Annotated in this window: 22 protein-coding genes; 13 read left to right on the forward strand and 9 right to left on the reverse strand. The window is 70.4% G+C overall.

From position 1 onward, the window contains the following. The coding region (locus ABR571_RS07460) for a DUF222 domain-containing protein (RefSeq protein ID WP_409452557.1) at positions 1–1,361 on the reverse strand (1,361 nt) is incomplete at its 3' end. Between the two features lie 149 nt (positions 1,362–1,510). Between ABR571_RS07460 and tsaB the strand changes: the two genes are divergently transcribed. The 7 genes from tsaB to ABR571_RS07495 are packed head-to-tail and all read left to right on the forward strand — an operon-like array spanning position 1,511 to position 8,823. Continuing rightward, complete coding sequence (tsaB, locus tag ABR571_RS07465; protein ID WP_409452558.1) at positions 1,511–2,170, forward strand: tRNA (adenosine(37)-N6)-threonylcarbamoyltransferase complex dimerization subunit type 1 TsaB; 660 nt, start codon at positions 1,511–1,513, stop codon at positions 2,168–2,170. Further along, a complete protein-coding gene (gene rimI / locus ABR571_RS07470) occupies positions 2,167–2,625 on the forward strand; it encodes a ribosomal protein S18-alanine N-acetyltransferase (protein WP_409452559.1) in 459 nt (152 codons plus the stop codon). The genes tsaB and rimI overlap by 4 nt, the downstream gene beginning before the upstream one ends. Further along, a complete protein-coding gene (gene tsaD, locus ABR571_RS07475) occupies positions 2,622–3,644 on the forward strand; it encodes a tRNA (adenosine(37)-N6)-threonylcarbamoyltransferase complex transferase subunit TsaD (protein ID WP_409452560.1) in 1,023 nt (340 codons plus the stop codon). The genes rimI and tsaD overlap by 4 nt, the downstream gene beginning before the upstream one ends. Continuing rightward, positions 3,641–3,862 (forward strand): hypothetical protein, encoded by a 222-nt coding sequence (locus ABR571_RS07480; RefSeq protein ID WP_409452561.1) that lies wholly within the window; start codon positions 3,641–3,643, stop codon positions 3,860–3,862. Before tsaD ends, ABR571_RS07480 begins: the two co-directional genes overlap by 4 nt. 38 nt (positions 3,863–3,900) lie before the next feature. Continuing rightward, a complete protein-coding gene (locus ABR571_RS07485) occupies positions 3,901–6,903 on the forward strand; it encodes an AMP-binding protein (RefSeq protein WP_409452562.1) in 3,003 nt (1,000 codons plus the stop codon). Between the two features lie 40 nt (positions 6,904–6,943). Further along, complete coding sequence (locus ABR571_RS07490) at positions 6,944–7,462, forward strand: SigE family RNA polymerase sigma factor (protein WP_409452563.1); 519 nt, start codon at positions 6,944–6,946, stop codon at positions 7,460–7,462. Beyond that, positions 7,459–8,823 carry a hypothetical protein gene (locus ABR571_RS07495; protein ID WP_409452564.1) on the forward strand — a complete coding sequence of 455 codons (1,365 nt, stop codon included), beginning with the start codon at positions 7,459–7,461 and terminating at the stop codon, positions 8,821–8,823. The genes ABR571_RS07490 and ABR571_RS07495 overlap by 4 nt, the downstream gene beginning before the upstream one ends. Position 8,824: 1 nt before the next feature. Here the strand turns inward: ABR571_RS07495 and ABR571_RS07500 are convergent, their stop codons facing one another. Beyond that, positions 8,825–9,172, reverse strand: a complete 348-nt coding sequence (locus ABR571_RS07500) for an MmcQ/YjbR family DNA-binding protein (RefSeq protein WP_409452565.1) — start codon at positions 9,170–9,172, stop codon at positions 8,825–8,827. A 189-nt stretch (positions 9,173–9,361) separates the two neighbouring features. Between ABR571_RS07500 and groES the strand changes: the two genes are divergently transcribed. Together groES and groL are read left to right on the forward strand one after the other, a co-directional pair. Continuing rightward, the gene (gene groES / locus ABR571_RS07505; RefSeq protein ID WP_409452566.1) at positions 9,362–9,667 is read left to right on the forward strand and encodes a co-chaperone GroES; all 306 of its coding nucleotides are present in this window, start codon (positions 9,362–9,364) and stop codon (positions 9,665–9,667) included. Between the two features lie 75 nt (positions 9,668–9,742). Further along, positions 9,743–11,383: a chaperonin GroEL gene (groL, locus tag ABR571_RS07510; RefSeq protein ID WP_409452567.1), complete on the forward strand. Its 1,641-nt coding sequence runs from the start codon at positions 9,743–9,745 to the stop codon at positions 11,381–11,383. A 119-nt stretch (positions 11,384–11,502) separates the two neighbouring features. Here the strand turns inward: groL and ABR571_RS07515 are convergent, their stop codons facing one another. The 4 genes from ABR571_RS07515 to ABR571_RS07530 form a co-directional block, all read right to left on the reverse strand. Next, positions 11,503–11,784: a WhiB family transcriptional regulator gene (locus ABR571_RS07515; RefSeq protein ID WP_409452568.1), complete on the reverse strand. Its 282-nt coding sequence runs from the start codon at positions 11,782–11,784 to the stop codon at positions 11,503–11,505. Positions 11,785–11,983: 199 nt separating this feature from the next. Further along, complete coding sequence (locus ABR571_RS07520; protein ID WP_409452569.1) at positions 11,984–12,364, reverse strand: DUF5319 domain-containing protein; 381 nt, start codon at positions 12,362–12,364, stop codon at positions 11,984–11,986. Positions 12,365–12,457: 93 nt separating this feature from the next. Then, positions 12,458–15,010: an ABC transporter permease gene (locus ABR571_RS07525; RefSeq protein ID WP_409452570.1), complete on the reverse strand. Its 2,553-nt coding sequence runs from the start codon at positions 15,008–15,010 to the stop codon at positions 12,458–12,460. Continuing rightward, complete coding sequence (locus tag ABR571_RS07530; RefSeq protein ID WP_409452571.1) at positions 15,007–15,768, reverse strand: ABC transporter ATP-binding protein; 762 nt, start codon at positions 15,766–15,768, stop codon at positions 15,007–15,009. The genes ABR571_RS07525 and ABR571_RS07530 overlap by 4 nt, the downstream gene beginning before the upstream one ends. Positions 15,769–15,919: 151 nt before the next feature. Here ABR571_RS07530 and guaB point away from each other — a divergent pair, with 151 nt between their 5' ends. Next, complete coding sequence (gene guaB / locus ABR571_RS07535; RefSeq protein WP_409452572.1) at positions 15,920–17,449, forward strand: IMP dehydrogenase; 1,530 nt, start codon at positions 15,920–15,922, stop codon at positions 17,447–17,449. A gap of 2 nt (positions 17,450–17,451) precedes the next feature. Here the strand turns inward: guaB and ABR571_RS07540 are convergent, their stop codons facing one another. Both ABR571_RS07540 and ABR571_RS07545 read right to left on the reverse strand, forming a co-directional pair. Next, positions 17,452–18,126, reverse strand: coding sequence for a response regulator (locus ABR571_RS07540; protein WP_409452573.1), 675 nt, complete (start codon positions 18,124–18,126; stop codon positions 17,452–17,454). An 85-nt stretch (positions 18,127–18,211) separates the two neighbouring features. Next, the gene (locus tag ABR571_RS07545; RefSeq protein WP_409452574.1) at positions 18,212–19,600 is read right to left on the reverse strand and encodes a GAF domain-containing protein; all 1,389 of its coding nucleotides are present in this window, start codon (positions 19,598–19,600) and stop codon (positions 18,212–18,214) included. Between the two features lie 270 nt (positions 19,601–19,870). Here ABR571_RS07545 and ABR571_RS07550 point away from each other — a divergent pair, with 270 nt between their 5' ends. From ABR571_RS07550 to ABR571_RS07560, 3 genes are read left to right on the forward strand one after another with little or no spacing between them, the layout of a single operon-like run. Next, positions 19,871–20,989: a GuaB3 family IMP dehydrogenase-related protein gene (locus ABR571_RS07550; RefSeq protein WP_409452575.1), complete on the forward strand. Its 1,119-nt coding sequence runs from the start codon at positions 19,871–19,873 to the stop codon at positions 20,987–20,989. Positions 20,990–21,032: 43 nt separating this feature from the next. After that, on the forward strand, positions 21,033–22,037 hold the full coding sequence (gene fgd, locus ABR571_RS07555) for a glucose-6-phosphate dehydrogenase (coenzyme-F420) (protein ID WP_409452576.1): 1,005 nt from the start codon (positions 21,033–21,035) through the stop codon (positions 22,035–22,037). Between the two features lie 5 nt (positions 22,038–22,042). Next, a complete protein-coding gene (locus tag ABR571_RS07560; protein ID WP_409452577.1) occupies positions 22,043–24,589 on the forward strand; it encodes a bifunctional FO biosynthesis protein CofGH in 2,547 nt (848 codons plus the stop codon). Here ABR571_RS07560 and ABR571_RS07565 read toward each other — a convergent pair. Beyond that, complete coding sequence (locus ABR571_RS07565) at positions 24,584–25,573, reverse strand: magnesium transporter CorA family protein (protein ID WP_409452578.1); 990 nt, start codon at positions 25,571–25,573, stop codon at positions 24,584–24,586. The two genes, ABR571_RS07560 and ABR571_RS07565, sit on opposite strands and share 6 nt — an antisense overlap. Positions 25,574–25,627: the final 54 nt, after the last annotated feature.

Genomic DNA, 25,627 nt, shown 5'->3' on the forward strand with positions numbered 1-25,627 from the left:
TCGATGATCACCTCACTCGTGTCGGAAAGCTTCTTGAGCAGGTTCGGGTCACTCATCGAGCAGGCCGGCGTGGTGGAGGACGTTGTAGCGAGGTGTCTGCGCCGGGGGTCGATCCAGCGGGGCGGGATCCAGGCGATACGACCGTTGAGGAGTTGCGCCGTCCAGCCTTGTCTGACCTGTTCTCGGTGGTCGTGTCCGCACACCAGGGCGCCGTTGTCGACGGTCGTGTTGGTGCCGTCGTAGTCCTTGAGGTGATGTATGTGGCACTGGCCGGGTGGGGCCGGACAGTGGGGGAACGTGCAGCCCCGGTCGCGAGCCTCCATGGCGAGACGTTGTTGCTCGGTATGGAGGCGGTGGCTGCTGCTGTAAGCCGTGATTCCCTTGATCTTGTCGGTGACGACCGCCAGTAGCCGCAGGTCCCCGCCGGCCCATTGCAGGGCTTCGTCAGCGGGAATCTGCGCGCCGTGGCCGGTCGCCGCGAGTCCGCGCCCGGTGCGGTACGCGTCCTCGGTCATCGTGACCACGATGGTGGCGCGCACGCCGGCAGCCGTCGGCAGCGCGTCGGCCCGCTGCAGGATCGTGATGGCGTCGAGCAACGCGTCGTGGCGCCGTTGTCCCGCGGTGCGCGGGTCTTTCACTCCATCAGCGGCCGGCTTCGGGGCGGCGAGGGAGTCGAAGGTCACCAGGAGCCGTTCGGTGAGCTCGGCCGTCGCCTCAAACACCCCTCGGCTGGATCCGTCGGGGCGCACGTGCAGCGTGAGGTCGCGGGTGCGGAGCCGGTAGTCGACGTCCTTGTACTTGCCGTCCGGATCGAGATGGTCGCTGATACGTCGGGCGACCCGAGCCAGCAGCACGGGGTCGAATTGCCCCGCGTAACCGACCAGATCGGCTTCGACCTGGGCGGCGTGTTCCCACCGGACCTGATCGGGCAGTTTCTCCACAGTGTCGACGACGACTCGCGCGTGCCGCTCGGAGACCAGCCCCGCGGCTTGTGCCGCCGCGAGCGTCGGGTAAGCCGGACGGAGGACTTCGCCGGTCAGGCTGCGCCGCTGCCCGGCGGCTTCCGCGGCTCGGACGCGGCTGGCCGCTTCGGAAGGGTCCAGGCGCAGCAGCATGCGGAGGAACTGGCCGGTGGTCCGCACCAAGTGCGCCGCCGGTACGCCCCGACGTTCCAGCTCGAGGATCTGTGCGTGCTGGACGGCCGCGATCCGGCGGCGGAGCCGCTCCGTCTCGCGTACCACCTCGAGCAGCTCGTCCTCGGAAAGCAGAGTCAGGTCGCCCGCGAGCAGGTCGTCCACGGTGGAGTGCGCAGTCGCGACCGCGACCGGGGCTCCGGTCGTGTGCTCCAGCACCGCGCTCATGCCCCGAGTCTGCGGTGAACAGCGGTGGGCGATGCTTGGTTTCGACGATTTGTGGACAACGGTCGACTGTCCACAGCCATCGACCGGGAATTGTCGCCGGTCGGTGCTAGGCGGCACCGGCGGCACCGACGCCATTACGCTGGGTCATCGTGCTCGTACTCGCGATCGACACCTCGTCACCGGCCGTGACGGCCGGCGTGGTGACGGTCGGCGGCGACATCGCCCTCGCCGCCGAGCGCACGGCCCTGGCCCCGCGCGGCCACGGTGAGCTCCTCACGCCCAGCATCGCCGCGTGCCTGGCCGATCTCGGCGTCACGCCGCGCGACGTCGCCGCCGTCGTCGTCGGCATGGGCCCCGGTCCGTACACCGGGCTTCGCGTGGGCATGGTCACCGCGGCGGCCTTCACCGACGCCGCGGGCATCCCCGTCTACGCAGTCGGGTCGCTCGACGCGCTCGGTGCCGCCTGCGCCCACGAGCCCTCGCTGCTCGTGATCACCGATGCGCGCCGGCACGAGGTCTACTGGGCCCGCTATGAATCCGGCCGCCGGCTCACCGGCCCGGCCGTCGACCGCCCGGCCGACGTCCCGCTCGAGGGGGTCACCGCCGTCGCCGGCGCGGCCGCCGAGCTGTACTCCGACGTCTGGCCCGAGCTGACCCGTCGCCCCGAGCACTACCCGGACCCCGTCGCGCTCGTCCGCCTCGCCCTCGAGCGGATCACCGCAGGCGCTCCCTCCGAGCCGCTCAACCCGCTGTACCTGCGCCGTCCCGACGCGGTTGTGCCCGGCGCGCCCAAGACGGTGAGCCAGTGAACGCCACCATCGTCGCCATGCGCCGCTCGCACATCGACGCCTTGATGCCTTACGAACATGACATGTTCGGCACCGAGGCCTGGTCGCGCGGCAGCTATCGAGCCGAGCTGGTCGACACCCGCACGCGCCACTACGTCGCCGCCGAGGGACCGGACGGCGAACTGCTCGGCTGGGCCGGGGTCATGGTGATCGCCGACACCGCGCAGATCCTCACCGTGGGCGTCGTGCCGACAGCTCGTCGCACCGGCGTGGCCCGACGCATGGTCGACGACCTGCTCGCCGAAGCCGTCCGCCGCGGCGCACGCGAGGCGTTCCTCGAGGTTCGGGTCGACAACCTCGCCGCCCGCGAGCTCTACACGAGCGAAGGCTTCACCGAACTCGGTCTGCGCCGCGGCTACTACGACGGCGGCCGGGTCGACGCCGTCACGATGCGCAAGGAGCTGGTCGGTTCATGACCATCGTCATGGGCATCGAGACGTCGTGCGACGAGACCGGCATCGGCTTCGTCCAGGACGGCGTGCTGCTCGGCGACGCCTTGGCGTCGAGCATGGACGAGCACGCCCGGTTCGGGGGAGTCGTCCCCGAGATCGCCGCCCGCGCCCACCTGCAGGCCATGGTTCCGACGGTCCACGCCGCTCTCGTCAACGCCCGGATAAACCTCGGCGACGTCGGCGCGGTCGCCGTCACAGCGGGACCGGGGCTGGCCACCGCCTTGCACGTCGGCGTCGCGGCGGCCAAGGCGTACTCGCTCGCCCTCGGCGTCCAGCTCTACGGCGTCCACCACCTGGCCGGGCACGCCGCGGCCGACACCCTCGAGCACGGCCCGCTGCCCGACCGCTCGGTCGCCCTGATCGTGAGCGGCGGGCACACCTCGCTGCTGTTCGTGCGCGATCTCGTCCGCACCCCGATCGTCCACCTGTCCGACACGTTCGACGACGCGGCCGGCGAAGCGTTCGACAAGGTCGCCCGGTTGATCGGGCTGCCCTACCCCGTTGGCCCGTCCATCGACCGGGCGGCCCGGGACGGCGATCGCACCGCGATCGCCTTTCCGCGTCCGCTCACCGGCGTGAACGACCCGCCGCTCGGCTTCTCGTTCTCCGGGCTGAAGACCGCCGTCGCCCGGTACGTCGAGAAGAATCCAGGCGCCGACGTCAACGACCTCGCGGCCAGTTTCCAAGAGGCAGTGGCCGACGTCCTCACCGCCAAGGCGATCCGCGCCTGTCGGCAGCAGGACGTCGACACGCTCGTCGTCGTCGGGGGAGTGGCCGCCAACAGCCGGATCCGGGCGCTGGCCCAGGAGCGGTGCGATTCGGCGGGCATCGAACTACGCGTCCCGCCGATGCGACTGTGCACCGACAACGGCGCGATGATCGCCGCGATCGGCGACCTGCTGGTGCGCAACGGCGCGTCCCCGTCGCCGCTGGACTTCTCGGCCGTCCCGACCGTCGAACTGCAACAGGCCCAGCTGACATGACACGCACGACCATGTGGGAGGCCAAGGCGGCGGACGGGTGCAGCGACGACCTGGTCGCCTGGGCGCTGGCCCACGCCCAGCCGGACGCCGACGTCTACCGCAGCGCCGACGGGCGGGTCGTGGTCATCGACGCCACCGGACAGGGCCTGCCCGACGCGCCGCCCGTGCTGGTCGCCCGGGCGCCGCACGTGTGGTCTTTCGAACCCGTTCCCCGCTGAGCTTGCACCCCGCCGCAAACAGAGACACAGTGCAAACCGTGGCCAACTCCCCCGACAACCCGGACCCCGAAGAGGTCGACCGGCCGCGTCCCGGCGCAGCGCCGGCGAAGCGCCCCGGCGGACTAGGGCCGGCCTCGGCCGTCCGCTACGCCAGACGTGTGTCCCACACCGCGCGCAACGTTGCCGAGGTGATGCGCTTCGGCGGCCTCGAGACCGACGAGGAGGAGTCGCCCTACACGGTCGTCGCCGAGCAGCCGAACTACCGGCTGCGCCACTACTTCGCCGACGACCCGCCGGCCGGCGCGATGCCGGTCCTGCTCGTCCCGCCTCTGATGATGGCGACCGAGGTGTGGGACGTCTCGCCCAGCACGTCGGCCGTTGCCGCGCTGCACGGCGCCGGCATCGACGCCTGGGTGGTCGACTTCGGCAACCCCGACCGGGAGCCGGGTGGTCTCGAGCGCACCCTGACCGACCACGTGCTGGCGGTCAGCGACGCCGTCGAGCGGGTGAACGAGGCGACCGGGCGATCGGTGGTTCTCGCCGGCTACTCGCAGGGCGGCATGTTCGCCTACCAGACCGCAGCTTACCGCCGTGCCAAGGGCATCGACTCCCTCGTCACCTTCGGTTCCCCGGTGGACACCACCGCCCCCTTGCCGATCCCGATCTCACCGGACGTGGTCGCCCGGCTGGCCGGCGAGCTCGTCGAGAGCGGGCTGCTGCGCCGCGTCGCCCTGCCGAGCTGGATGGTCCGGATGGGCTTCAAGATGCTCAGCCCGGCCAAGTCGGTGCAGGGCCGGGTGCAGTTTCTGCTGGCGCTGCACAACCGCGACGCGCTGCTCCCGCGCGAACGGCAGCGCCAGTTCCTCGACCAGAAGGGATGGACGGCGTACTCCGGCCCGGCGATCGCCGAGTTGCTCGAGCAGTTCGTCACCCACAACCGCATGCTCGAGGGCGGCTTCGTCATCGACGACCGACTCGTCACCCTGGCCGACATCGACCTGCCCGTCCTCACGTTCGTCGGCGCCACCGACACGATCGGGCATCCCGATTCGGTCCGGGCGGTCCGCCGCGCGGCGCCGCGGGCCGACGTGTACGAGGTGACGTTGCCGGGTGGGCATTTCGGCCTCGTCGTCGGATCGTCGGCCACTCGGCTCACCTGGCCGGCCGTGGCCGGCTGGGTCGACTGGCGCACCGGCAAGGGCGAGCTGCCGGACACGATCAAGCCGGCCGAGACGGTCGAGCCCGGCAATCCGCCGCGACCCACCGCCGCGGCGACGGCGATCGCGCAGGCCACCGAACTCGGTCTGGCGGCCGGGCGGGTGGTGGTGACCTCCACCCGCCGCGCTGCTCGGCTGGTCACCAACGTCTCCCGCGAGGCGCCGCTCCAGCTGCCCAAGCTCGCTCGCATCCAGCAGCTCAATCCCACGACCCGCATCTCGCTCGGCCTGCTCATCGACGAGGCCGCCCGGCGCGCGCCGAAGGACATCGCGTTCCTGTTCGGCGACCGCGCCTACCGCTGGGACGACGTCAGCCGCCGCATCGACAACGTGGTCAAGGGCCTGGTCAGCATTGGCGTGCGGCACGGCGACCGCGTCGGTGTCCTCATGCACACCCGGCCGAGTGCGTTCACCGTCGTATCGGCGCTGAGCCGGCTCGGCGCGACGGCCGTGCTGCTGCGCCCGGACGGGGACTTCGCCCGCGAGACGGCGCTCAGCCGTGTCACCTGGATCATCTCCGATCCGGAGCACGCGGCGCCGGCGGAGAAGATCGACGGGGTGACCTGGGCCGTCCTCGGCGGCGGCGCCCCCGACGCACCCCGCCGCGATGTCGACCCCGCCGTCATCGACATGGAACAGATCGACCCCGACGAGGTGGAGCTGCCGGCCTGGTACCGCGCCAACCCGCACCGGGCCGGGGACATCGCGTTCGTCCTGTTCACCGGCGAGGGCACCGGCACGAAGCCGCTGCACATCACCAACCGGCGCTGGGCGTTGTCCGCCCTCGGCACGGCCAGCGCCGCGGCGCTCAAGCCGGGCGACACCGTCTACAGCGTGACGCCGGTGCACCACACGTCGGCCCTGTTGATGAGCATCGGCGGAGCGGTCGCGGGCGGGGCCCGGTTCGCCATGGCCAGCGCCGACGACCCGAACACGTTCTGGGAGGAGGTCCGCCGCTACGGCGCCACGCACGTGTCCTACACATGGACGTCCCTGCGCCCGGTGGTGAACGCCCCGCCGCACCCGAACGAGCAGCACCATCCCATCCGGATGTTCATGGGATCCGGCATGCCGCGCAATCTCTGGCGGCGGACGAACGAGCGGTTCCCGTCGGCGCGGGTGCTCGAGTTCTACGCGTCGGCCGAGGGCGAGGCGATCCTCGCGAACGTCAGTGGGCGCGCGGTCGGGTCGATGGGCAAGCCGCTGCCGGGCACCCCCGAGGTACGGGTCGCGGCCTACGACTTCGTCGCCGGGAAGCTGAAGCTCAACGCCGACGGCTTCGGCCGCGAATGCCGCGTGGACGAGGTGGGGTTGCTGCTCGCCCGCGTCAACCCGGCCGACTCGATGAGCGACGCGACCTTGCGCGGCATCTTCGACAGCGGCGACGCCTGGCGCTCGACCGGCGACCTTTTCCTGCGCGACGATCAGGGTGACCTCTGGCTGGCCGGGCAGGCCGCGGAGGTCGTGCAGACCGCCTCCGGTCCGGCGCTGCCCTCGGGCACGCGGTACGCCCTGGGCTCGATCCCCTGTGTCGACCTGGTGATCGCGTACGGGCTGAACGACGGCGGCGCGGACGTCCTCGTCGGCGCGGTGACTCTGCGCCCCGGTGCCGAGCTGAGCGCGGGCGACCTCGACAAGGCGCTGGGCAAGCTGCCGGCCGTCCAGCGCCCCCGCTACGTGCAGGTGGTGCCGTCGATCCCGGTCACCACGTGGCACCGGCCGCTCTGGCGACCCCTGCAGGCCAAGGGTGTGCCCACTCCGTCGCGCACCCGCACTGTCTGGCGCCTCGACGACGACAACGCGCACTATGAGCCGCTGAAGTAGGCAACGGATCGGCTCTCCGCGCTGTCTACGTGGTGTGGAGGTGCTTGTGGAAGCGGAGACGGGGTTCGCGGGGTTCGTCCGCGAGCACACCCAGGCATTGCTGCGGACCGCCTTCTTGCTGACGGGCGACGGGGCGAATGCGGAGGAACTCGTCCAGGACACGCTCGTCCAGCTCTACCCGAAATGGGGTCGGGTCGAGGCCGCCGACGTGCCGCTGGCCTACGTGCGCCGCTGCCTGACGAACCGCTACATCAACCATCAAAGACGCGCTGCCCGGCGCGAGTATGCCTATGAGGACGTGCCCGAGCGACTCGACGACCGGGACCTGTTCGGCCAACTGGCCGATCGCGACGAGATCTGGGCGGGTCTGCGCGATTTACCCGATCGGCAGCGCGCGGCGCTCGTCCTGCGCTTCTTCGAGGACCTGAACGACGTCGATTCCGCCGCTGCCCTCGGCTGCCGGGTCGGCACGGTGCGCAGCCTGATCAGCCGCGGGCTGGCCACGTTGCGGGAGCAGATGACCCAGCCGCAACCACCCGCGACCGGGAGCATGCGATGAGCGACGAATACGACCGGGATCCGGCCGCGGCCGCGCTGCGCGCCAGCCTCGCCCGGCACGCCGACGAAGCACCGCCCGGCGGCATGCTGGCCGAGCGGATCATCCACGCCGCCCCGACGGCGGCGCCGGGCCGTGGGCGTCGGCTCTGGGGGTGGCGCACCTGGGCCCTGCCGCTCGTCGCGGCCGGCGCAGTGGGCGCCGTCGTCGCGGCCGTCTCGGCCATCGAGAACTACCACCCGAGCGCCCATGGCGCCCCACCGGCTGCACCGCACACACACACGCCCTCGCTGATGACGTCCGCCCCACGGCCGGCCTCGCCGACCCCGACGGGACACGCCGTCGCGCCGGCCGGCCAGAAGGGCCTGCGCGGGGTGCGCGTCCTCGACCTCACCTTCGCCGGTGTGGACGAGGGGTGGGCGCTGGCCTCGGCGGACTGCGTCTCCGGGCCCGGGCGGTGCACGGCGCTGCTGCGGACCACGGACGGCCGGACCTGGCGGGACGTCCGCGGGGGCGGCTTCAACGTGCCGGGCGTCAGGAACTGCGCCGACCCCTGCGTGCGGCACCTGCGCTTCGCCAACGCCCAGGTGGGATACGCCTACGGGGAAGGCGCGTTCTTCATGACGACGAACGGCGGACGCTCGTGGTCGCGCGCGAAGGGCGGCGCAATCCTGCTCGAATCCCTGGACAACAACGTCGTCCGGGTGACGTCCAGCGGCACCGGCTGTCCCGGCCCGTGCGACATCCGGGTGGAGACGGCGCCGCTGGGTGCGGCGAACTGGACCGCGGGCGACCTCGCCGTCCGCGGCCCGCTGTCCGGCTCGGACGTCGCGCTGTCCCGTGGAGGCTCTGCCGCCTACCTGCTCCTCCGGCGCAATCCGGCCGGGGGCGCGCAGGACGCGACGTCGACCCTGTACTCGTCGACCGACGACGGGCGGCACTGGAGCGCAGCCGGGGAGCCGTGTCCGCAGGGCTCCCCCGAGGTCGACTCCGTTGCGGTGACCGCCGCGCCCGATGGCCGGGTGAGCGTCCTGTGCACCGAGCGCTCGGCGCAGCACGGCAGTTTCGTCGCCAACTCGACCGACGCCGGGCGGCACTTCGCCCGTCAGGCCGGCACGGTCCCCGCCGCAACCGCCGGCCTGCTCACCGGCGACGCGGCGACGGTGCTCGTCACCGGCGGCACCGGCCTGGCCCGCAGTACCGACGGAGGGGCGACCTGGCGCACGATGCCCGACGTCACAGGTGCGGTGACCTTCATCGGCTTCGAGTCCCGGCAGGTCGGGCGGGCGGTCACCGACGGTGGTCGCTCGATCTGGACGACCCGTGACGGAGGGGCGACCTGGTCAGCCGTCCGGTTCAGCTGACTCAGGCGCTCACCTGGCCGCGCATCCGCCACGCGTCCGTGACCAGTTCGGCCAGCCGATCGGGGTCCACCTCGTCGAGCCGCAGCATGACCAGCGGCCAGCCGTCATAGCCCGGCGTGGTGAAGAAGAGCTCCGGCTCGCCCAGGAGCAGGGCCTGCTTCTCGGCCTCGTCGCCGACGTACAGGACGGCGACGTCGGTCCGGATCACCCGCCGCGCGCCGGGTCGGCGTTCCGGGTAGGACCACACGAACCCCTTGCCGCCGACGCGGAAGTCGAAGCCCTCGCTGTGGATCTCCTCAACCTGCGGCAGGGCCAGAGCGCACCGACGCACGTCCTCGGCGTCTGCCATCGCACCTCCTGTCGCCGTCCGGAGGGTCAGGCTAGGCGGACCGTCCGACGGCTGAACCGGGTAACCCACCCCGGCGTCGACAGTTGGCACTCACCGCGTTAGAGTGCCAATGAGGGACCGGTTGACCCCCGCGACGGCAGCCGTCCCCGGTAACCACAGAACTTCACACCCGAGAAGGGGAGCCACACCGTGACCGCCACCAAGGTCAGCATCAAGCCGCTCGAGGACCGCATTGTCGTGCAGGCGAACGAGGCGGAGACCACCACTGCCTCGGGCATCGTCATTCCGGACACCGCCAAGGAGAAGCCCCAGGAGGGCACCGTTCTCGCCGTCGGCCCCGGCCGCATCGACGACAACGGCAACCGCGTCCCGCTCGACGTGACCGTCGGCGACGTCGTTCTCTACAGCAAGTACGGCGGCACCGAGGTCAAGTACGCCGGCGAGGAGTACCTCGTGCTCTCCGCCCGCGACGTCCTCGCGATCATCGAGAAGTAGCCTCCACCGTCTCGCCCCGGCCGCCTTCCGCGGTCGGGGCGTTTCGGATGGGCCACGCACATCGAAGGGAAACCCATGGCGAAGATCCTCAGTTTCGACGAGGACGCCCGGCGCGCGCTCGAGCGCGGCGTTGACAAGCTGGCCAACGCCGTCAAGGTGACGCTCGGCCCCCGCGGCCGCAACGTCGTCCTCGACAAGAGCTTCGGCGCACCGACCATCACCAACGACGGCGTGACGATCGCCCGCGAGATCGAGCTCGACGACCCGTATGAGAACCTCGGCGCGCAGCTCGCCAAGTCCGTCGCCACCAAGACCAACGACGTCGCCGGTGACGGAACGACGACGGCCACCGTCCTCGCCCAGGCGCTCGTCAACGCCGGCCTCAAGAACGTCGCCGCCGGTGCGAACCCCATGTCGCTCAAGCGCGGCATCGACGCGGCCGTCGAGGCCGTCAACCTCGCCCTCGACAAGGCCGCCCATCCGGTCGACGACGAGGGCGGCATCGCCCACGTCGCGACGATCTCGGCGCAGGACGCCACCATCGGCGCCCTGATCGGCGAGGCGTTCACCAAGGTGGGCAAGGACGGTGTCATCACTGTCGAGGAAGCCCAGACGATGACCACCGAGCTCGAGTTCACCGAGGGCATGCAGTTCGACAAGGGCTACATCAGCCCGTACTTCGTCACCGACGCCGAGGCGAGCGAGGCCGTCTTCGACGACCCGTACCTGCTCATCACCACGCAGAAGATCTCCTCGGTCGCCGACCTGCTGCCGGTTCTGGAGAAGGTCGCCGAGTCGGGCAAGCCCCTGGTGATCATCGCCGAGGACGTCGACGGCGAGGCGCTGTCGACGCTGGTCGTGAACTCGATCCGCAAGACGTTCTCTGCTGTCGCGGTCAAGGCGCCCTTCTTCGGCGACCGCCGCAAGGCCTTCCTGCAGGACCTCGCCATCGTCACCGGCGCCCAGGTCATAGCCCCGGAGGTCGGGCTCAAGCTCGACCAGGCCGGCCTGGACGTCATGGGCAAGGCCGGCCGGGTCGTCGTCACCAAGGACACGACGACGGTCACCCACGGTGCGGCCGCGCAGAGCGACATCGATGCGCGCGTCGCCCAGATCCGTCGCGAGATCGACGAGACGGACTCCGACTGGGACCGCGAGAAGCTGCAGGAGCGGCTCGCCAAGCTCGCAGGTGGCGTCGGCGTGATCAAGGTCGGCGCGGCCACGGAGGTCGAGCTGAAGGAGCGCAAGCACCGCATCGAGGACGCGATCGCCGCCACCCGCGCCGCGGTCGACGAGGGCATCATCGCCGGCGGCGGAGCGGCCCTCGTGCACGCCTCGAGCGCACTCGACGGCGACCTCGGCCTCAAGGGTGACGAGGCCACCGGCGTGGCTGTCGTCCGGACGGGCCTGGTCGAGCCGCTGCGCTGGATCGCCAGCAACGCCGGCGAAGAGGGTTACGTCGTAGTCGCCAAGGTCCGCGACCTGCCCGAGAACCACGGCCTCGACGCCGCGACGGGTGAGTACGTCGACCTGCTCGAGGCCGGCGTGGTCGACCCGGTCAAGGTGACCAAGGCGGCGCTGTCCAACGCGGCGTCGGTCGCCTCGCTGCTGCTGACCACGCAGAGTGCGGTGGTGGAGAAGCCGGCCGAGGAGGAGCACTCCCACGACGGCCACGGCCACGGCGGCCACGGCCACAGCCACGGCCCGGGTTTCTGAGCCGCCTCCCCGCGATTAACTGCTGTTTTTCGTTCCAGCCTCGTCGTACGTGGCGTTGTTGCCTCTGGCTTCCAGCCCCGCGTGCGGCGAGGCTGGTTCGTTTCCAGCCGTCGGTGCGCTTACGCCGGTTGGAAGGTCAGGAGGGCTTCGCGCTCCTCGACGGACAGGCCGCCCCACACGCCGTACGGTTCGCGCGCGGCGAGCGCCCAGCGCAGGCAGCTCTCGATGACCGGGCAACTGCCGCAGACCGCCTTGGCGCGCATCTCGCGGCGCGCCCGGGACGGCCCCCGTTCGTTCTCCGGGTGATAGAAGTTCGCGGTGTCGCTTCCGCGGCACGCGGCCGCCATCTGCCAGTCCCAGTCGCCCTCGCGGAGGGCGGGAAACCGCCTCACCTCGGCCATCGGCGTCCCCCTGAATGACGTGGATCGCCGTCCTCGGTTGGCGATCGTCTGATCATTCAAAGATCGAGCGCGGCAAAGGTGACGCGTGCGGTTTCCCGACATCGGTAAATGGCAACTCGAAGTCCCAAGTCGGGACCATAGTCCCGGGCGGCCCGAATCGCCCGGCCGCAAAAGCCCCGATTCTCGGCAAAACCCCCGATCAGCGGCGCTTGCTCAGGGCCTGCACCGCGTCGGCGTAGCCCCGGGCGTAGTCCCAGCTGACGTAGGCGTCCTGATCGGGCGCGAAGGCCGGCTCGTGCACGTGCGTTCGTCCCTCACCCAGAAGGGCGCGGAGGTTGGCGGCCATCAGGTCCCAACCGAAGAAATGCTGCTCGCCGCAGTCGCCGCAGTCGACGGTGATGCCGGCGATGCCGTGCGGTTCGAGCGTCACGCGGAACTCGCTGAGCTCGGCGAGGTCGGCCAGGACGTCGGCGCGCTCGTCGTCGCTCAGCGGCTGGGCCGGCTCGGCGTCGTCCAGAAGACCGGCCGGGTCGTCCGGGTCGCCCAGGAACGGGTCCAGGGGGCCGTCATCGAGGTTCATGGGCGTCCCGCCGTCTGCGTCACGCCCTAACGGTATGTCCGACCCCCGCCTCGGCGCCAACCGAGACGGGGGTGGGATTCGTGTCAAATTTCCTCAGGCCGCGGCGATCGCCGACAGCGGTGCCGTGCGGGCGGCGCGGAACGCGGGCCACAGCGCGGCCAGGACGCCCACCAGGGCCGCCAACACCAGGAACAGCGCCGCCTGGCCCCAGGGCAGGCTGATGACGGTCATGCCCTCGGAACGCAGGGTGCGGGCGAACAGCGACCCGAACCCCATACCGAGGGTCACGCCGAGGACGGCGCCGAACACCGCGATCAGCAGGGACTCGACGTAGACCATCCGGCGGACCTGCTTGCGTTGCATGCCGACGGCCCGCAGCATCCCGATCTCGCGCCGCCGCTCGATCACCGACAGCGCCTGCGTGTTGATGATGCCGAGGATGGCGATGACGATCGCCAGGCCCAGCAGTCCGTAGAGCAGTGCGATGAGGCCGTTGATCTGGCCGGCCACCATGCCCTTGAACTCGGTGCGGTTGCGGACGTCGACGATGTAGAAGTCGTTGGTCGCCTTCTTCAGCTCGGCCCGCACGCTGTGCGGATCGGCACCGGATTTCGCGCGCACCAGGGCCACGTCGTCGGACCGGTCGTTCTCCGGCGTCAACGCCCGATAGACGGTGCCGTCCACCGCCCATGGACCGATCAGGTTGTCGTTCTTGAAGACGCCGGCCACCCTCAGAACCTTCGAACCGATACCGGGCACGGTGAACGTGTGCTTCGTCCCCACAGCCCAGTGTTGTTCGGTGGCGGTCTTGTGCGAGACGATCATGTTCAGACCGGACGTCGCCAGCCTGCCCTGCTCCATCCGCACGTGCATGACGGCCGCCAGCGGCCCGTCGACGCCCGAACCGGTGTGGGTCTTCCCATCCACCTTCGCGGTGAGGTCGTGGATCTCGGTGACCGACTGCACGCCGGGCGCGGTGCGGGCTGCCTGCGCGGCAGCGATGGGCAGGCGGTCGTTCGTGCTGAGCACGTAGTCGGCACTGACGTTGTCGTCGAACATCTTGTTGATGCTCGCCTTCATCGACGATCCGACGACGGCGATTCCGGTCACGAGCACGAGCCCGAGAGTGAGGGCGAAGGCGGTGGCGGCCGTGCGTCGCGGATTGCGCACCGCGTTGGTGCGGGCCAGCTGCCCGACCATGCCGAACGGGCGGCCGACCACGCGCCCCAGTGGGTAGATGACCCAGCGGGCGAAGACGGGCGACAGCAGCATCGCCGCCGCACACGCGCCGAGCAGCCCGAGCCCGACCAGCGAGGCCGCCGACGAGGCCTTGTCGGCGGTCGCGCCGGACACCGTCGCGGCGGCGGCCGCGATCCCGACCACTGTCCCGATGGCCGTGCGCCGGCGCAGCCCGGCCGCCGAGGCCGACGCGAACTCCTCGCGCATGGCGGCCACCGGCGCGATGCGACCCGCTCGCCGGGCCGGCGCCGAAGCGGCGAACACGGTGACGACGGTGCCGAGCAGCAGCGAGATCACGATCGTGCGGGTGGACAGCACCAGGCCACCGGACGGCAGGCCCATATTGAGCGCCTCCAGCAAGGCGTGCAGGCCGTAGGCCAGCCCGACGCCGCCGGCCAGGCCGAGCAGGCTGCCGAGGACGCCGATCAGGAACGCCTCGAACACCACCGAGCGGCGGACCTGCCGCCGATCGGCGCCGATCGCCCGCAGCAGCGCCAACTCACGCTGCCGCTGGGCGACGATCATCGAGAACGTGTTGTAGATGATGAACGTCCCCACCAGCAGGGCCACGATGCCGAAGCCCAGCAGGATGTAGGTCATGAAACCGAGCGTCTGCGAGACGTCGGCGGAGTTGTCGGCGCGCACCTGCTTGCCCGTCTTGGCCTGCAGCCCCGGCGCGAGGATCTTCGCGACGCGGGCGGCGAGCGTCTGCTCGGAGACGCCGCGGCTGGCCGCCATGTCGACCGCGGTGTAGTGCCGTCCGTCGGTGAACAGCGACATCGCCTGGTCGCGGCTGAACAGCGCGCCCAGGTAACCGCCGGTGTCGAACGAGACGCGGTAGACGCCGACGATGGTGGCGTCGGTGACGGCGGCATTGGGGACGACGACGCGAACGCGCTCGCCGAGGCTGAGGTGGTACTTCTTCGCGGCGCCGTTGTTGACCACGACCTCGCCGGGGTGCTGCGGCGCGCGGCCCTGCAGAATCTTCGGCACCTCGCGGATGCGGTCGTTCGCAATCCAGGCACGACCCTCGCTGGGGGCGCCGCCGGTGTCGACCTTCGTGCCGGTGTCGTCCACCAACACCAGATCCGCACCGATCTGCGGCTGGACCGCCCGGACACCCGGCACCTTCTCCAACGTCGCAACCATCGATACGGGAACCCCCGTCGAGAAGTCGCCCTTGTCGGTGACCCGCACGTCGAGGCCCTTGTCGCTGCTGGCGAAGATCGTGTCGAAGCTCTTCTTCAGGGTGCCGGTGAAGACGAAAGAGCCGGCGACGAACGCGGTGCCGAGCAGCACCGAGATGACGGTGAGGGCCAGGCGCACCTTGTGGGCGCGGAGGTTGCGCACGGAGACGGTACGCATCGGGCGGCGACCGAGTGGCCGGGCCGTTTCCGTGGCGGTCATGACTCGAGGCCCTTCATGGTGTCGAGGACCGTGTCGGCTGTGGGGGAGCGCAGCTCGTCCACGATCCGTCCGTCGGCGAGGAACAGCACGCGATCGGCGTAGCTCGCCGCCTTCGGATCGTGCGTCACGATGACCACGGTCTGACCGAGCGGGTCGACCGACTCGCGCAGGATGCGCAGGACCTCGGCGCTGGACCGTGAGTCGAGGTTCCCGGTGGGCTCGTCGCCGAAGACGATGTCCGGACGGCCGGCGAGGGCGCGGCCGATGGCGACGCGCTGCTGCTGGCCGCCGGAGAGCTCGCTCGGCCGGTGGCCGAGCCGGTCGCGCAGGCCGAGCGTGTCGATGACCGTGGTGACCCACTCGCGGTCGGGCCGGCGCCCGGCGATCGCCATCGGCAGCGTGATGTTCTCCAGCGCGGTGAGCGTCGGGACAAGGTTGAACGACTGGAACACGAAGCCGATCCGGTCGCGACGCAGGGCCGTCATCTTCTTGTCCGACAAGCCGCGCAGTTCCACGTCGCCGATCGCGACCGTCCCCGACGTCACCGTGTCGAGGCCGGCCAGGCAGTGCATGAGAGTCGACTTCCCCGATCCGGACGGGCCCATGATGGCGGTGAACTCGCCCCGCCACAGGGCCACGTCGACGTGGTCGAGGGCGACGACGGCCGTGGCGCCGCTGCCGAAACTCTTCACCACGTCGGTGGCGCGGGCGGCCGCAACGGCCGGAGGTGCGGATGTGATCGTGTTGTATCGGGTCATGAGGCGAGCCTGTTCCCGACCCGGGCCGTAAACCATTGGGATTCCCCCCGAACCGCCCCTGACATTTGTCCCGACGGAGGTGGGGGTAGCACGGCCGTGCCAACCCGCGCGCGTAGGATGAACTACCGGCGACCGCAAGGAGTTCACCACGTTGGCCCACGACTTCGAGGCCAGTAGCGGCCCCGCCCTTCCGGACAAGTTCGCCTCGCTCGGCCTGACCTACGACGACGTCCTCCTGCTCCCCGGCGAGACCGACGTCGTGCCGGCCGAGGTCGACACCACGTCCCGGCTGACCCGCGAGATCACCATCGCCGTTCCGCTGTTGTCGGCCGCCATGGACACCGTGACCGAAGCCCGGATGGCGATCGCCATGGCTCGTCAGGGTGGCATCGGGGTTCTCCACCGGAATCTGTCGATCGACGATCAGGCCTACCAGGTCGACCTGGTGAAGCGGACGCAGACAGGGATGATCCCCAATCCGGTCACGATCGGGCCGGACGCCACTCTCGAGCAGCTCGACGAGGTCTGCGGCCAGTACCGGATCTCCGGGCTGCCGGTCGTCGACGCCGACCAGCGGCTCCTCGGCATCATCACCAACCGCGACCTGCGCTTCGTCCCGGTGGCCGAATGGGCCCGGACGAAGGTCGACGAGGTCATGACGCCGATGCCGCTGATCACGGCGCCGGTCGGCATCTCCCACGAGGACGCGACCCGATTGCTGCGCCAGCACAAGCGCGAGCGACTGCCGCTGATCGACGGCGAGGGCCGGCTGGCCGGGCTGATCACCGTCAAGGACTTCGTGAAGTCCGAGCAGTTCCCGGATGCGTCCAAGGACGCGCACGGGCGGCTGATGGTCGGCGCGGCGATCGGCTACTTCGGCGATGCGTGGGAGCGGGCGACGCGGCTCGTGGACGCCGGCGTGGACGTGCTCGTCGCCGACACCGCGCACGGCCACGTCCGGTTGCTGCTCGACATGGTCGCCCGGCTCAAGACGGACCCGGCCACCCGGCACGTCCAGGTCATCGGCGGCAACGTGGCCACTCGTTCCGGCGCCCAGGCGTTCGTCGATGCCGGCGCCGACGCGGTGAAGGTGGGCGTCGGCCCGGGTTCCATCTGCACCACGCGCGTCGTCACCGGCGTGGGGGCACCTCAGATCACGGCGGTGTACGAGGCGGCGCTGGCCTGCAAGCCGGCCGGCGTCCCGGTCATCGCCGACGGTGGTCTGCAGTACTCCGGCGACATCGCCAAGGCGCTCGTGGCCGGTGCCGACAGCGTGATGATCGGCTCGCTGCTCGCCGGCTGCGACGAGTCGCCGGGTGATCTGATCTTCGTCAACGGCAAGCAGTTCAAGAGCTACCGCGGCATGGGCTCACTCGGCGCGATGAGCTCCCGGGGCAAGAAGTCTTACTCGAAGGACCGGTACTTCCAGGCCGAGGTGACGACCGACGACCAGCTGGTGCCGGAGGGCATCGAGGGCCGGGTCGCGTATCGGGGGCCGCTGGCCGCCGTGGCCCACCAGCTGAACGGCGGCCTTCGGCAGGCGATGTTCTACGTCGGCGCCCGGACCGTGCCCGAGCTGCAGGACAAGGGCCGGTTCATCCGCATTACCCAGGCCAGCCTGAAGGAATCCCACCCCCACGACATCCAGATGACGGTGGAAGCCCCGAACTACTCCGGTTAGACCTACGCGTCCAGATCGCCTTGGCCGCGGACGTTGGCGCCGAACACGGCCGCTTGGGTCCGCCGCTGCATGCCCAGCTTGGCCAGCAGGCTGGAGACGTTGTTCTTCACCGTCTTCTCGGCCAGGAAAAGGCGCTCGCCGATCTGGCGATTGGTCAGCCCTTCGGCGATGAGGATGAGGATCTTGCGCTCCTGGGCGTTGAGCGACGCCAGGCGCGCGTCCTCCTGCTTGCCCTCGCGGATACGTTGCAGGACCCGGGCGGTGACCGTCGGATCGAGCAGCGACTGGCCGGCCGCGACCTGGCGCACGGCGTCGATCAGGTTCGATCCTCGGATCTGCTTGAGGACGTAACCGGCCGCGCCGGCGAGCACGGCCGCGAAGATCGCCTCGTCGTCGCCGTAGGAGGTCAGGATCAGGCAGCGGACGTCCGGCTGCTCCTCGCGGACGATCCGGCAGACCTCGATGCCGCTGCCGTCGGGCAGGCGCCCGTCGAGGATCGCCACGTGCGGGGCCACCGCCGGGATCCGCCGCAGCGCCTCCGCCGCGGTGCCGGCCTCGCCGACGACCTCGAAGTCGGCGACTCCGTTCAGGAGGTCGGCCAATCCGCGCCGGACGATCTCGTGATCGTCGAGCAGGAAGATCCGAATCACCTGCTGCTGGGTCGCGCCTTCCGTCATGTGCTCTCGCCCCTCTGATGAACGTTGCTGCAGCCAGAACACCACATCATGCGCGGTACCGTACTCGGGGACCGGCGCGGGCGGTTCAGCTGAGGATCCCGGGCGCCTGGTCGCGTCGCTGGCCGCGCGGCGTCAGCGACCGCGCCGCGGCGCTGCCCATGTTCCGGGCCGCCGCCACCGCGGCGCGCGCGACGTGCGGGAAGCGGTTGCGGCGCCGGCGGGGCTCCAGCTCTGCGTCGTCGCGCAGCCCGAACACGCGGGTGCGGATCTCGTCGATCGTCTCGTCCAGGTCGACGATGTGCCGCCGCAGCCGTTCGGACAGGGCGGCGTCGGCCTGCTGCTCGGCCAGCGCCTGCAGCCCGACGCCGGTCGCGAAGAGCCGCTGCATCACGTTGTCGTGCAGATCCTGCGCTATCCGGTGCCGGTCCTCGAGCACGCGAACCCATTCGGCCTCGGCGCGGGTGTCGTTGAGCTCCATCGCCAGGGCGACCTGCGCGGCGAAGGTGGATGCGACATCGACGTCGTGCAGCGTGAACGGCAGGCCCTGGCGACGGAGCATGAGCATCGCGCCGCGGCTGCCCTGCGCGTCCAGCAACGGCACGATCATGGCCGGCCCGAAATCGTGCCGGTTGTCGAAGTCGACATCGGTCCAGAGGGTCACGTCGTGCGTGCGCATGCTCTGCTCGGCCATGATTGTCTTGGCCAAGGTCGACCGGGCCGGGTCGAGGATGGCTCCCCGGGCCCGCTCGGCCCCCAATCCCATTGCGACCGTCACCTGCAGCTGCTGGTCCTCGGTGGGCAGGATCAGGCAGGCCAGGTCGGCCTCGGCAACCCCGAGCGCCTGGGTGACGACGTCGAGCAGCACTTCCTCGTCGTCGTCGGCGATCAGCGCGCGGGCGATCTCGCCGGATGCGTTGAGCCAGTCCCGGCTGCGTCTCGCCTCGTCGTGGAGACGCGAGTTCTCGACGGCGGTACCGGCCGTGTTGGCGAGCGAGACGACGAGATCCTGGTCCTCGGCGTCGAAGCGGCCGGGCAGCGGATCGAGGACGTACAGCTCGCCCAGCACGGCGCCGCGGGCCTGGATCGGCACGCTGAGGAACGAGCGCATCGTCGGTCCCGGCGGCGGGAAGCGGTCGTAGCGGGGATCAGTCGTCAGATCGTCCACTCGGACGGGGCGGGGCGAGGAGAGCGACGCGGCAAGCAGTTCGCCGCTGCGAGGCGGGCGGCCGATACGGCCCACCATGTCGCCGTCGAAGCCGCGGTGGGCGAGGTGCTCGACCGAGCCGTCGGCCGCGACGAGGCACAGAGCGCCGTACTGCGTGTCGAGGAGGTCGCAGGCCGCGCGCAGCGTCCGATCCAGAACAGATGTCAGGGACAGGTCGTCGGCGATCGTGTGATGTGCTTCCAGCAGGCGCCGGTACCGCTCGGCGCCGTCGGCGCGGGGCGGTCCTGTCACCGGACTGCGGCTCGTCACTGGATCGTCCTCGGCGCGCAACGTGTATTGAAGTGGGGTGTCGAAGGCCCCGGTCCCCCAACCGGGGCCGTCGACACTGCTCCGACGTCGGCACCCGCCCCCGTTGGCGCCGCTTCGGAAAGGCTCGGCCGCTTCCGTGCTGAAGCGAAGATGTGCGTCCGGACCCTTCAGTAGAGCCTTCCGGTTCGACCGACGTCCGTCCCAGGTACGACGGCCTCCGACCAGGGGCCTTTGGTCCCCGCTTGCCGAGGCGTGCGGCACACTCTGGGCATGCCTGAAACAGTGGAGATCGGCCTGGGCCGCAGTGCCCGGCGCGGTTATCACCTGGACGACATCGCCCTCGTCCCCACCCGGCGGACCCGGGGACAGGCGGCGGTCTCGACGTCCTGGCAGATCGATGCCCACGCCTTCGACCTGCCGTTCGTCGCGGCACCGTCCGACGCCGTCGTCTCGCCCGCGTCCGCCGTCGAGATCGAGCGCCTCGGCGGCCTGGCCGTGCTGGACGGCGAGGGGATCTGGTGTCGGTACGAGGACGCCGATGCCGAACTGTCCGGCTTGACCGACGAGACCGGCCGCCTCCAGGAGGTCTACGCCAAGCCGGTGTCGCCCGATCTGCTCCGGGCGCGGATCGCCGGGCTGCGGACGGCGGGGGTCCGGGTCGCCGTCCGGCTCTCCCCCCAGCACACTGCTGAACTCGCACCGCACGCGCTCGCCGAAGGTGTCGACCTGCTCGTCATCCAAGGGACGGTCATCTCGGCCGAACACGTGCTGCGGGAGGATCAGCCCGGGCTCAACCTCAAGACCTTCATCGCGGATCTGGATGTGCCCGTGCTCGTCGGCGGCGTGACGAACTACCAGACTGCGCTGCACCTCATGCGCACTGGGGCCGCGGGCGTCATCATCGGCTACGGCGCTCATCTCGGCTCGACCACTCACTCGGTGCTGGGGATCGAGGTGCCCATGGCGACGGCCCTGGTCGACGCGGCGGCCGCCCGACGCGACTACCTCGACGAGACCGGCGGCCGCTACGTCCACCTCGTGGCCTACGGCGATCTGGCGACCGGAGCCGACATCGCCAAGGCCCTGGCCTGCGGCGCCGACGCCGTGATGCTGGGGGAGCCGCTCGCGAGCGCCACCGAGGCGCCGGGGCACGGCCTGTACTGGGACGCGACGGCGTCACACCCCCGGGTCCCCCGATCGGCCATCGTCGACTTCGCCGACGGAGATCCGCACCGGCCCACTCTGGAGGAGCTCCTCGTGGGGCCGACGTCGGACCCCAGCGGGGAGCGCAACCTCTTCGGAGCCGTCCGCCGGGTGATGGGCAAGTGCGGCTACTCGACCGTCAAGGAGTTCCAGAAGGCCGAGCTGATCGTGACCACCACCCGCTGACCCGCCGAACAACCGACGTGACCCGGCTGGAAGTCTGAAAGCCATGAGCGCGGGAATCAAAGTCGGCTACAAGGCGTCGAACGAGCAGTTCGCGCCCCAGGAACTGCTCGGCTACGGCGTGCTCGCCGAGGAGTGCGGCTTCGACTCGGTGTTCGTGTCCGACCATCTCCAGCCCTGGCGCCACGACGGCGGGCACGCGCCCTTCGCGATGACCTGGCTCGGCGCGCTGGGCGCCCGCACCGAGCGGATCACCATGGGGACGTCCGTCCTCACCCCCACGTTCCGCTACCACCCGGCGATCGTGGCCCAGGCGTTCGCCACCCTCGGCTGTCTGTATCCCGGGCGCATCGTGCTGGGCATGGGCAGCGGGGAATCGATGAACGAGGTGCCGCTCGGCGTGGAGTGGCCCGACGGCAAGGAGCGCTTCGCCCGGTTCCGCGAAGCGGTCAAGCTGATCCGACAGCTCTGGTCCGAGGAACGCGTGTCGTTCGAGGGCGACTACTACCGCACCGACAAGGCCACCATCTACGACCGCCCGGACGAGCAGGTGCCGATCTGGCTCGCGTCGTCGGGGCCGGCCGCGACGCGCTTCGCCGGCCGGCAGGGCGACGGGTGGATCACCACCTCGGGCAAGGACCCGGCGCTCTACACGGACACCTTGATGCCGGCGATCGCCGAGGGCGCCGAAGCGGCGGGCCGGTCGACGTCCGACATCGAGATGATGATCGAGGTGAAGGTCTCCTTCGATCACGATGTGGACGAGGCGATGCGGGCGACGCAGTTCTGGGGCGCACTGGGTCTCACGGCCGAGCAGAAGTCCGGAGTCGAGGACCCGGTCGAGATGCAGCGGCTGGCCGACGAGCTCACCGTCGAGCAGACGGCGAAGCGGTTCATCGTGTCCACCGACCCGGACGAGCACGTCGAGAAGATCAAGCGCTATGTGGACCTCGGCTTCAACCACCTGGTCTTCCACGCGCCGGGCCCGGACCAGGCGAAGTTCCTGAAGCTGTACGGCGAGGAAATACTCCCCCGCCTGCGGAGCTTGTGAGCTAGATGGACCAGCCCGTGTCGAGCGGCCTGCGCCGCGCTCTCCGCCGCGCCCGCGACGGCGTCGTCCTCGACGCCACCGAGGCGGAGATCCTGCTGTCCGCCCGCGGGGACGCGCTGGCCGACCTGTGCGCCTCGGCCGCTCGGGTCCGTGACCAGGGGCTAATCGATGCCGGCCGTCCCGGCGTGATCACCTACTCGCGCAAGGTCTTCATCCCGCTCACCCGACTGTGTCGAGACCGCTGCCACTACTGCACGTTCGCCACGACGCCGAACCGGGTCGCTGCGCCGTTCCTGTCGCCGGACGAGGTGCTGTCGATCGCCACACAGGGCGCCGCGCTCGGCTGCAAGGAGGCGCTGTTCACCCTCGGCGACCGCCCCGAGGACCGGTGGCCGGCCGCGCGCGAGTGGCTCGACGCGCACGGGTACGACTCGACGCTGGCCTACGTCCGGGCGATGGCGATCCTCGTCCTGGAGAAGACCGGACTGCTGCCGCACCTCAACCCCGGCGTGCTGAGCTGGTCGGAGTTCCAGCGGTTGAAGCCGGTCGCGCCGTCCATGGGCATGATGCTCGAGACGACGTCGCGGCGGCTGTTCGAGGACCCGCACGGTGCGCACTTCGGCTCGCCGGACAAGGACCCGGCCGTCCGGCTGCGGGTGCTCGAGGACGCCGGCCGTTCCAACGTCCCGTTCACCACCGGGATCCTGATCGGGATCGGCGAGACGCCCGCCGAGCGGGTGGAGTCGCTGTTCGAGCTGCGCCGCATCGCGCGGGCGTTCGGTGGCATCCAGGAGACGATCATCCAGAACTTCCGGGCGAAGCCGGACACCGCGATGGCCCGGATGCCCGACGCCGAACTCGGCGACCTGGCCGCGACGGTGGCGGTGGCTCGGTTGGTGCTGGGCCCGCGGATGCGGATCCAGGCGCCCCCGAACTTGATCGGCGATGAGTACCGGCTGCTGCTCGAGGCCGGGATCGACGACTGGGGCGGCGTGTCGCCATTGACGCCCGACCACGTCAACCCGGAGCGGCCGTGGCCGCAGATCGAGGAGCTCGCGGCCCGGACGGCCGAGGCCGGCTTCCGCCTCGTCGAGCGGCTGACGGTCTATCCCGCCTACATCGCAGCCGGCGAACCATGGCTCGACCCGCGGGTGATCCCGCACGTGCACGCGCTGGCCGGGCCGGACGGGCTGGCCGACGAAGGCGCCGAGCTGACCGGCCGTCCCTGGCAGGAGCCCGACGGCGGCTGGGAGTCCGCCGGCCGTACCGACCTGCACACGTCGATCGACACCGAGGGGCGGACGTCGGACCGGCGAGCCGACTTCGAAAGCGTGTACGGCGACTGGGGCACCGTGGCCACGGAGGCGAAGCGCACGTCGGCGCCGCCGCGGTTCGACTCGGACGTCGCGGCCGCCCTCCGTAACGCCGAGCGCGACCCCGCTGCGCTGTCCGACGCGGACGCTCTCGCGCTGTTGCACGCTGACGGCGCCGAGCTGGACGCGGTCGCGGCGCTGGCCGATGCGTTGCGCGCCGACGTCAACGGCGGCGACGTGACCTACGTCGTCAACCGGAACATCAACTTCACCAACGTCTGTTACACCGGCTGCCGGTTCTGCGCGTTCGCCCAGCGCCGCACCGACGCCGACGCGTACACCCTGTCGATGGACGAGCTGGCCGACCGCGCGGCCGAGGCGTGGGACCTCGGCGCGACCGAGGTCTGCATGCAGGGCGGCATCCATCCCGACCTGCCCGGCACCGCGTACTTCGACATCGCCCGCGCCGTGAAGCAGCGGGTGCCTCACATCCACGTCCACGCCTTCAGCCCCATGGAGGTCGTCAACGGGGCGTCGCGCACCGGACTGTCGATTCGCGACTGGCTCGCCGCAGCCAAGGAGGCCGGCCTCGACACCATTCCGGGGACGGCGGCCGAGATCCTCGACGACGACGTGCGCTGGCTGCTGACCAAGGGCAAGCTGCCGGCGTCGGAGTGGATCGAGGTGGTGACCACCGCACACGAGCTGGGCATCCGGTCGAGCTCGACGATGATGTACGGCCACGTCGACAATCCGGCGCACTGGCTCGAGCACTTCCGCACCCTCGCCCGCATCCAGGACCGCACCGGCGGGTTCACCGAATTCGTCGCACTGCCGTTCATCCACACGAACGCGCCGATCTACCTGGCCGGCGTCGCCCGGCCCGGCCCGACGACGCGCGAGAACCGGATCGTCCACGCGATGGCCCGCATCCTGTTGCACGGCCGGATCGACAACATCCAGGCGTCGTGGGTGAAGCTCGGCGCCGACGGCTGCCGGCAGCTGTTGACCGGTGGCGTCAACGACCTGGGCGGGACGCTGATGGAGGAGACGATCAGCCGGATGGCCGGCAGCCAGCACGGTTCGGCCAAGACGGTCGCCCAGCTGACCGAGATCGTCGCCGGGCTGCCCGGCCGCACGCCCCGCCAGCGACTGACCGACTACGCCGAGGTGCCGGCCGAACGGCTGGCCGCGTCGGCCCGGTTCACCGGCACCCTGCCGTCTCTGTCGGTGCTATAGCCAGTCCTTGCGGCGGAAGGTCACGTACAGCGCGGTGGCGATGGCGATCATCACGACGACACTCACCCAGAAACCCCACCGGTCGCCGAAGCCGGGATACGGCACGTTCTGCCCGTAGAAGCCGGTGACGGCGGTCGGCACCGCGATGATTGCCGCCCACGACGTCAGCTTTTTCATAATCATGTTCATCCGGGTGTCGGACAGGGACATGTTCGTCTCGAAGATCGACGTGATCATGTCGCGCAGGGACTCCGTCCACTCGGCCGCGCGCAGGATGTGGTCGTAGAGGTCCTCGTAGTACGGCGTCAGCTCGGGCGCGTTGTCGTCGCTCGTCGCCCGCCGCATCACCGTGTTGATCACTTCGCGCATCGGCAGGACCGCCCGCCGCGCCCGCACCAGCGAGCGGCGCAACGTGAACGTCGTCTTCGACACCTCGCGGGCCGACTTGGCGTCCTCGGCGAACAGGATGTCCTCAATGCGCTCGATCGAGTCGTCCAGCGACTCGACAGCCGTGAAGTACCCGTCGACGATCTCGTCGAGCAGGCCGTGGATGAGGGTGCGGGTGCCGAACTTGATGAGGTCGGAGTTGTCGTCCCAGCGGCGGACGACGGCGTCGATGTCCAGGGCGTCGTCGAGGCGGACGGTCACGAACCCGTGCTTGGTGCTGAACGCCGAGACGCGGCCGATGTTGAGGTCCAGGCTGTCCCTGTCGTGGGTGATCGCGTACGTCGTCATGAACAGATGAGTGGCGTAACGGGTCGCCTTGGGTCGCTCGTCGTCGCCCTTCGCGTCCTCGACCGCATGCGGGTCCAGGCTCAGCTCCTCGGCCAGACTGGCCAGCGTCGCGTCGTCCGGGTACAAAATGTCCGCCCATACCAGGCAGTCTGGTTCGTTGAGGTATTCAGACACGTCGGCGAACGGGAAGTTCTCGCACTCGAGCTCGCCGTTGCGCCAAACCCGGGTGCGGATGATTGCTTCTGGCATGACACCAGTGTGGCGTGGCCCTCCGCTTAGCGCTCCTGACACGCGTAGCCGCGT

It is taken from the genome of Jatrophihabitans sp. (assembly GCF_046262535.1).
Lineage (GTDB): Bacteria > Actinomycetota > Actinomycetes > Mycobacteriales > Jatrophihabitantaceae > Jatrophihabitans.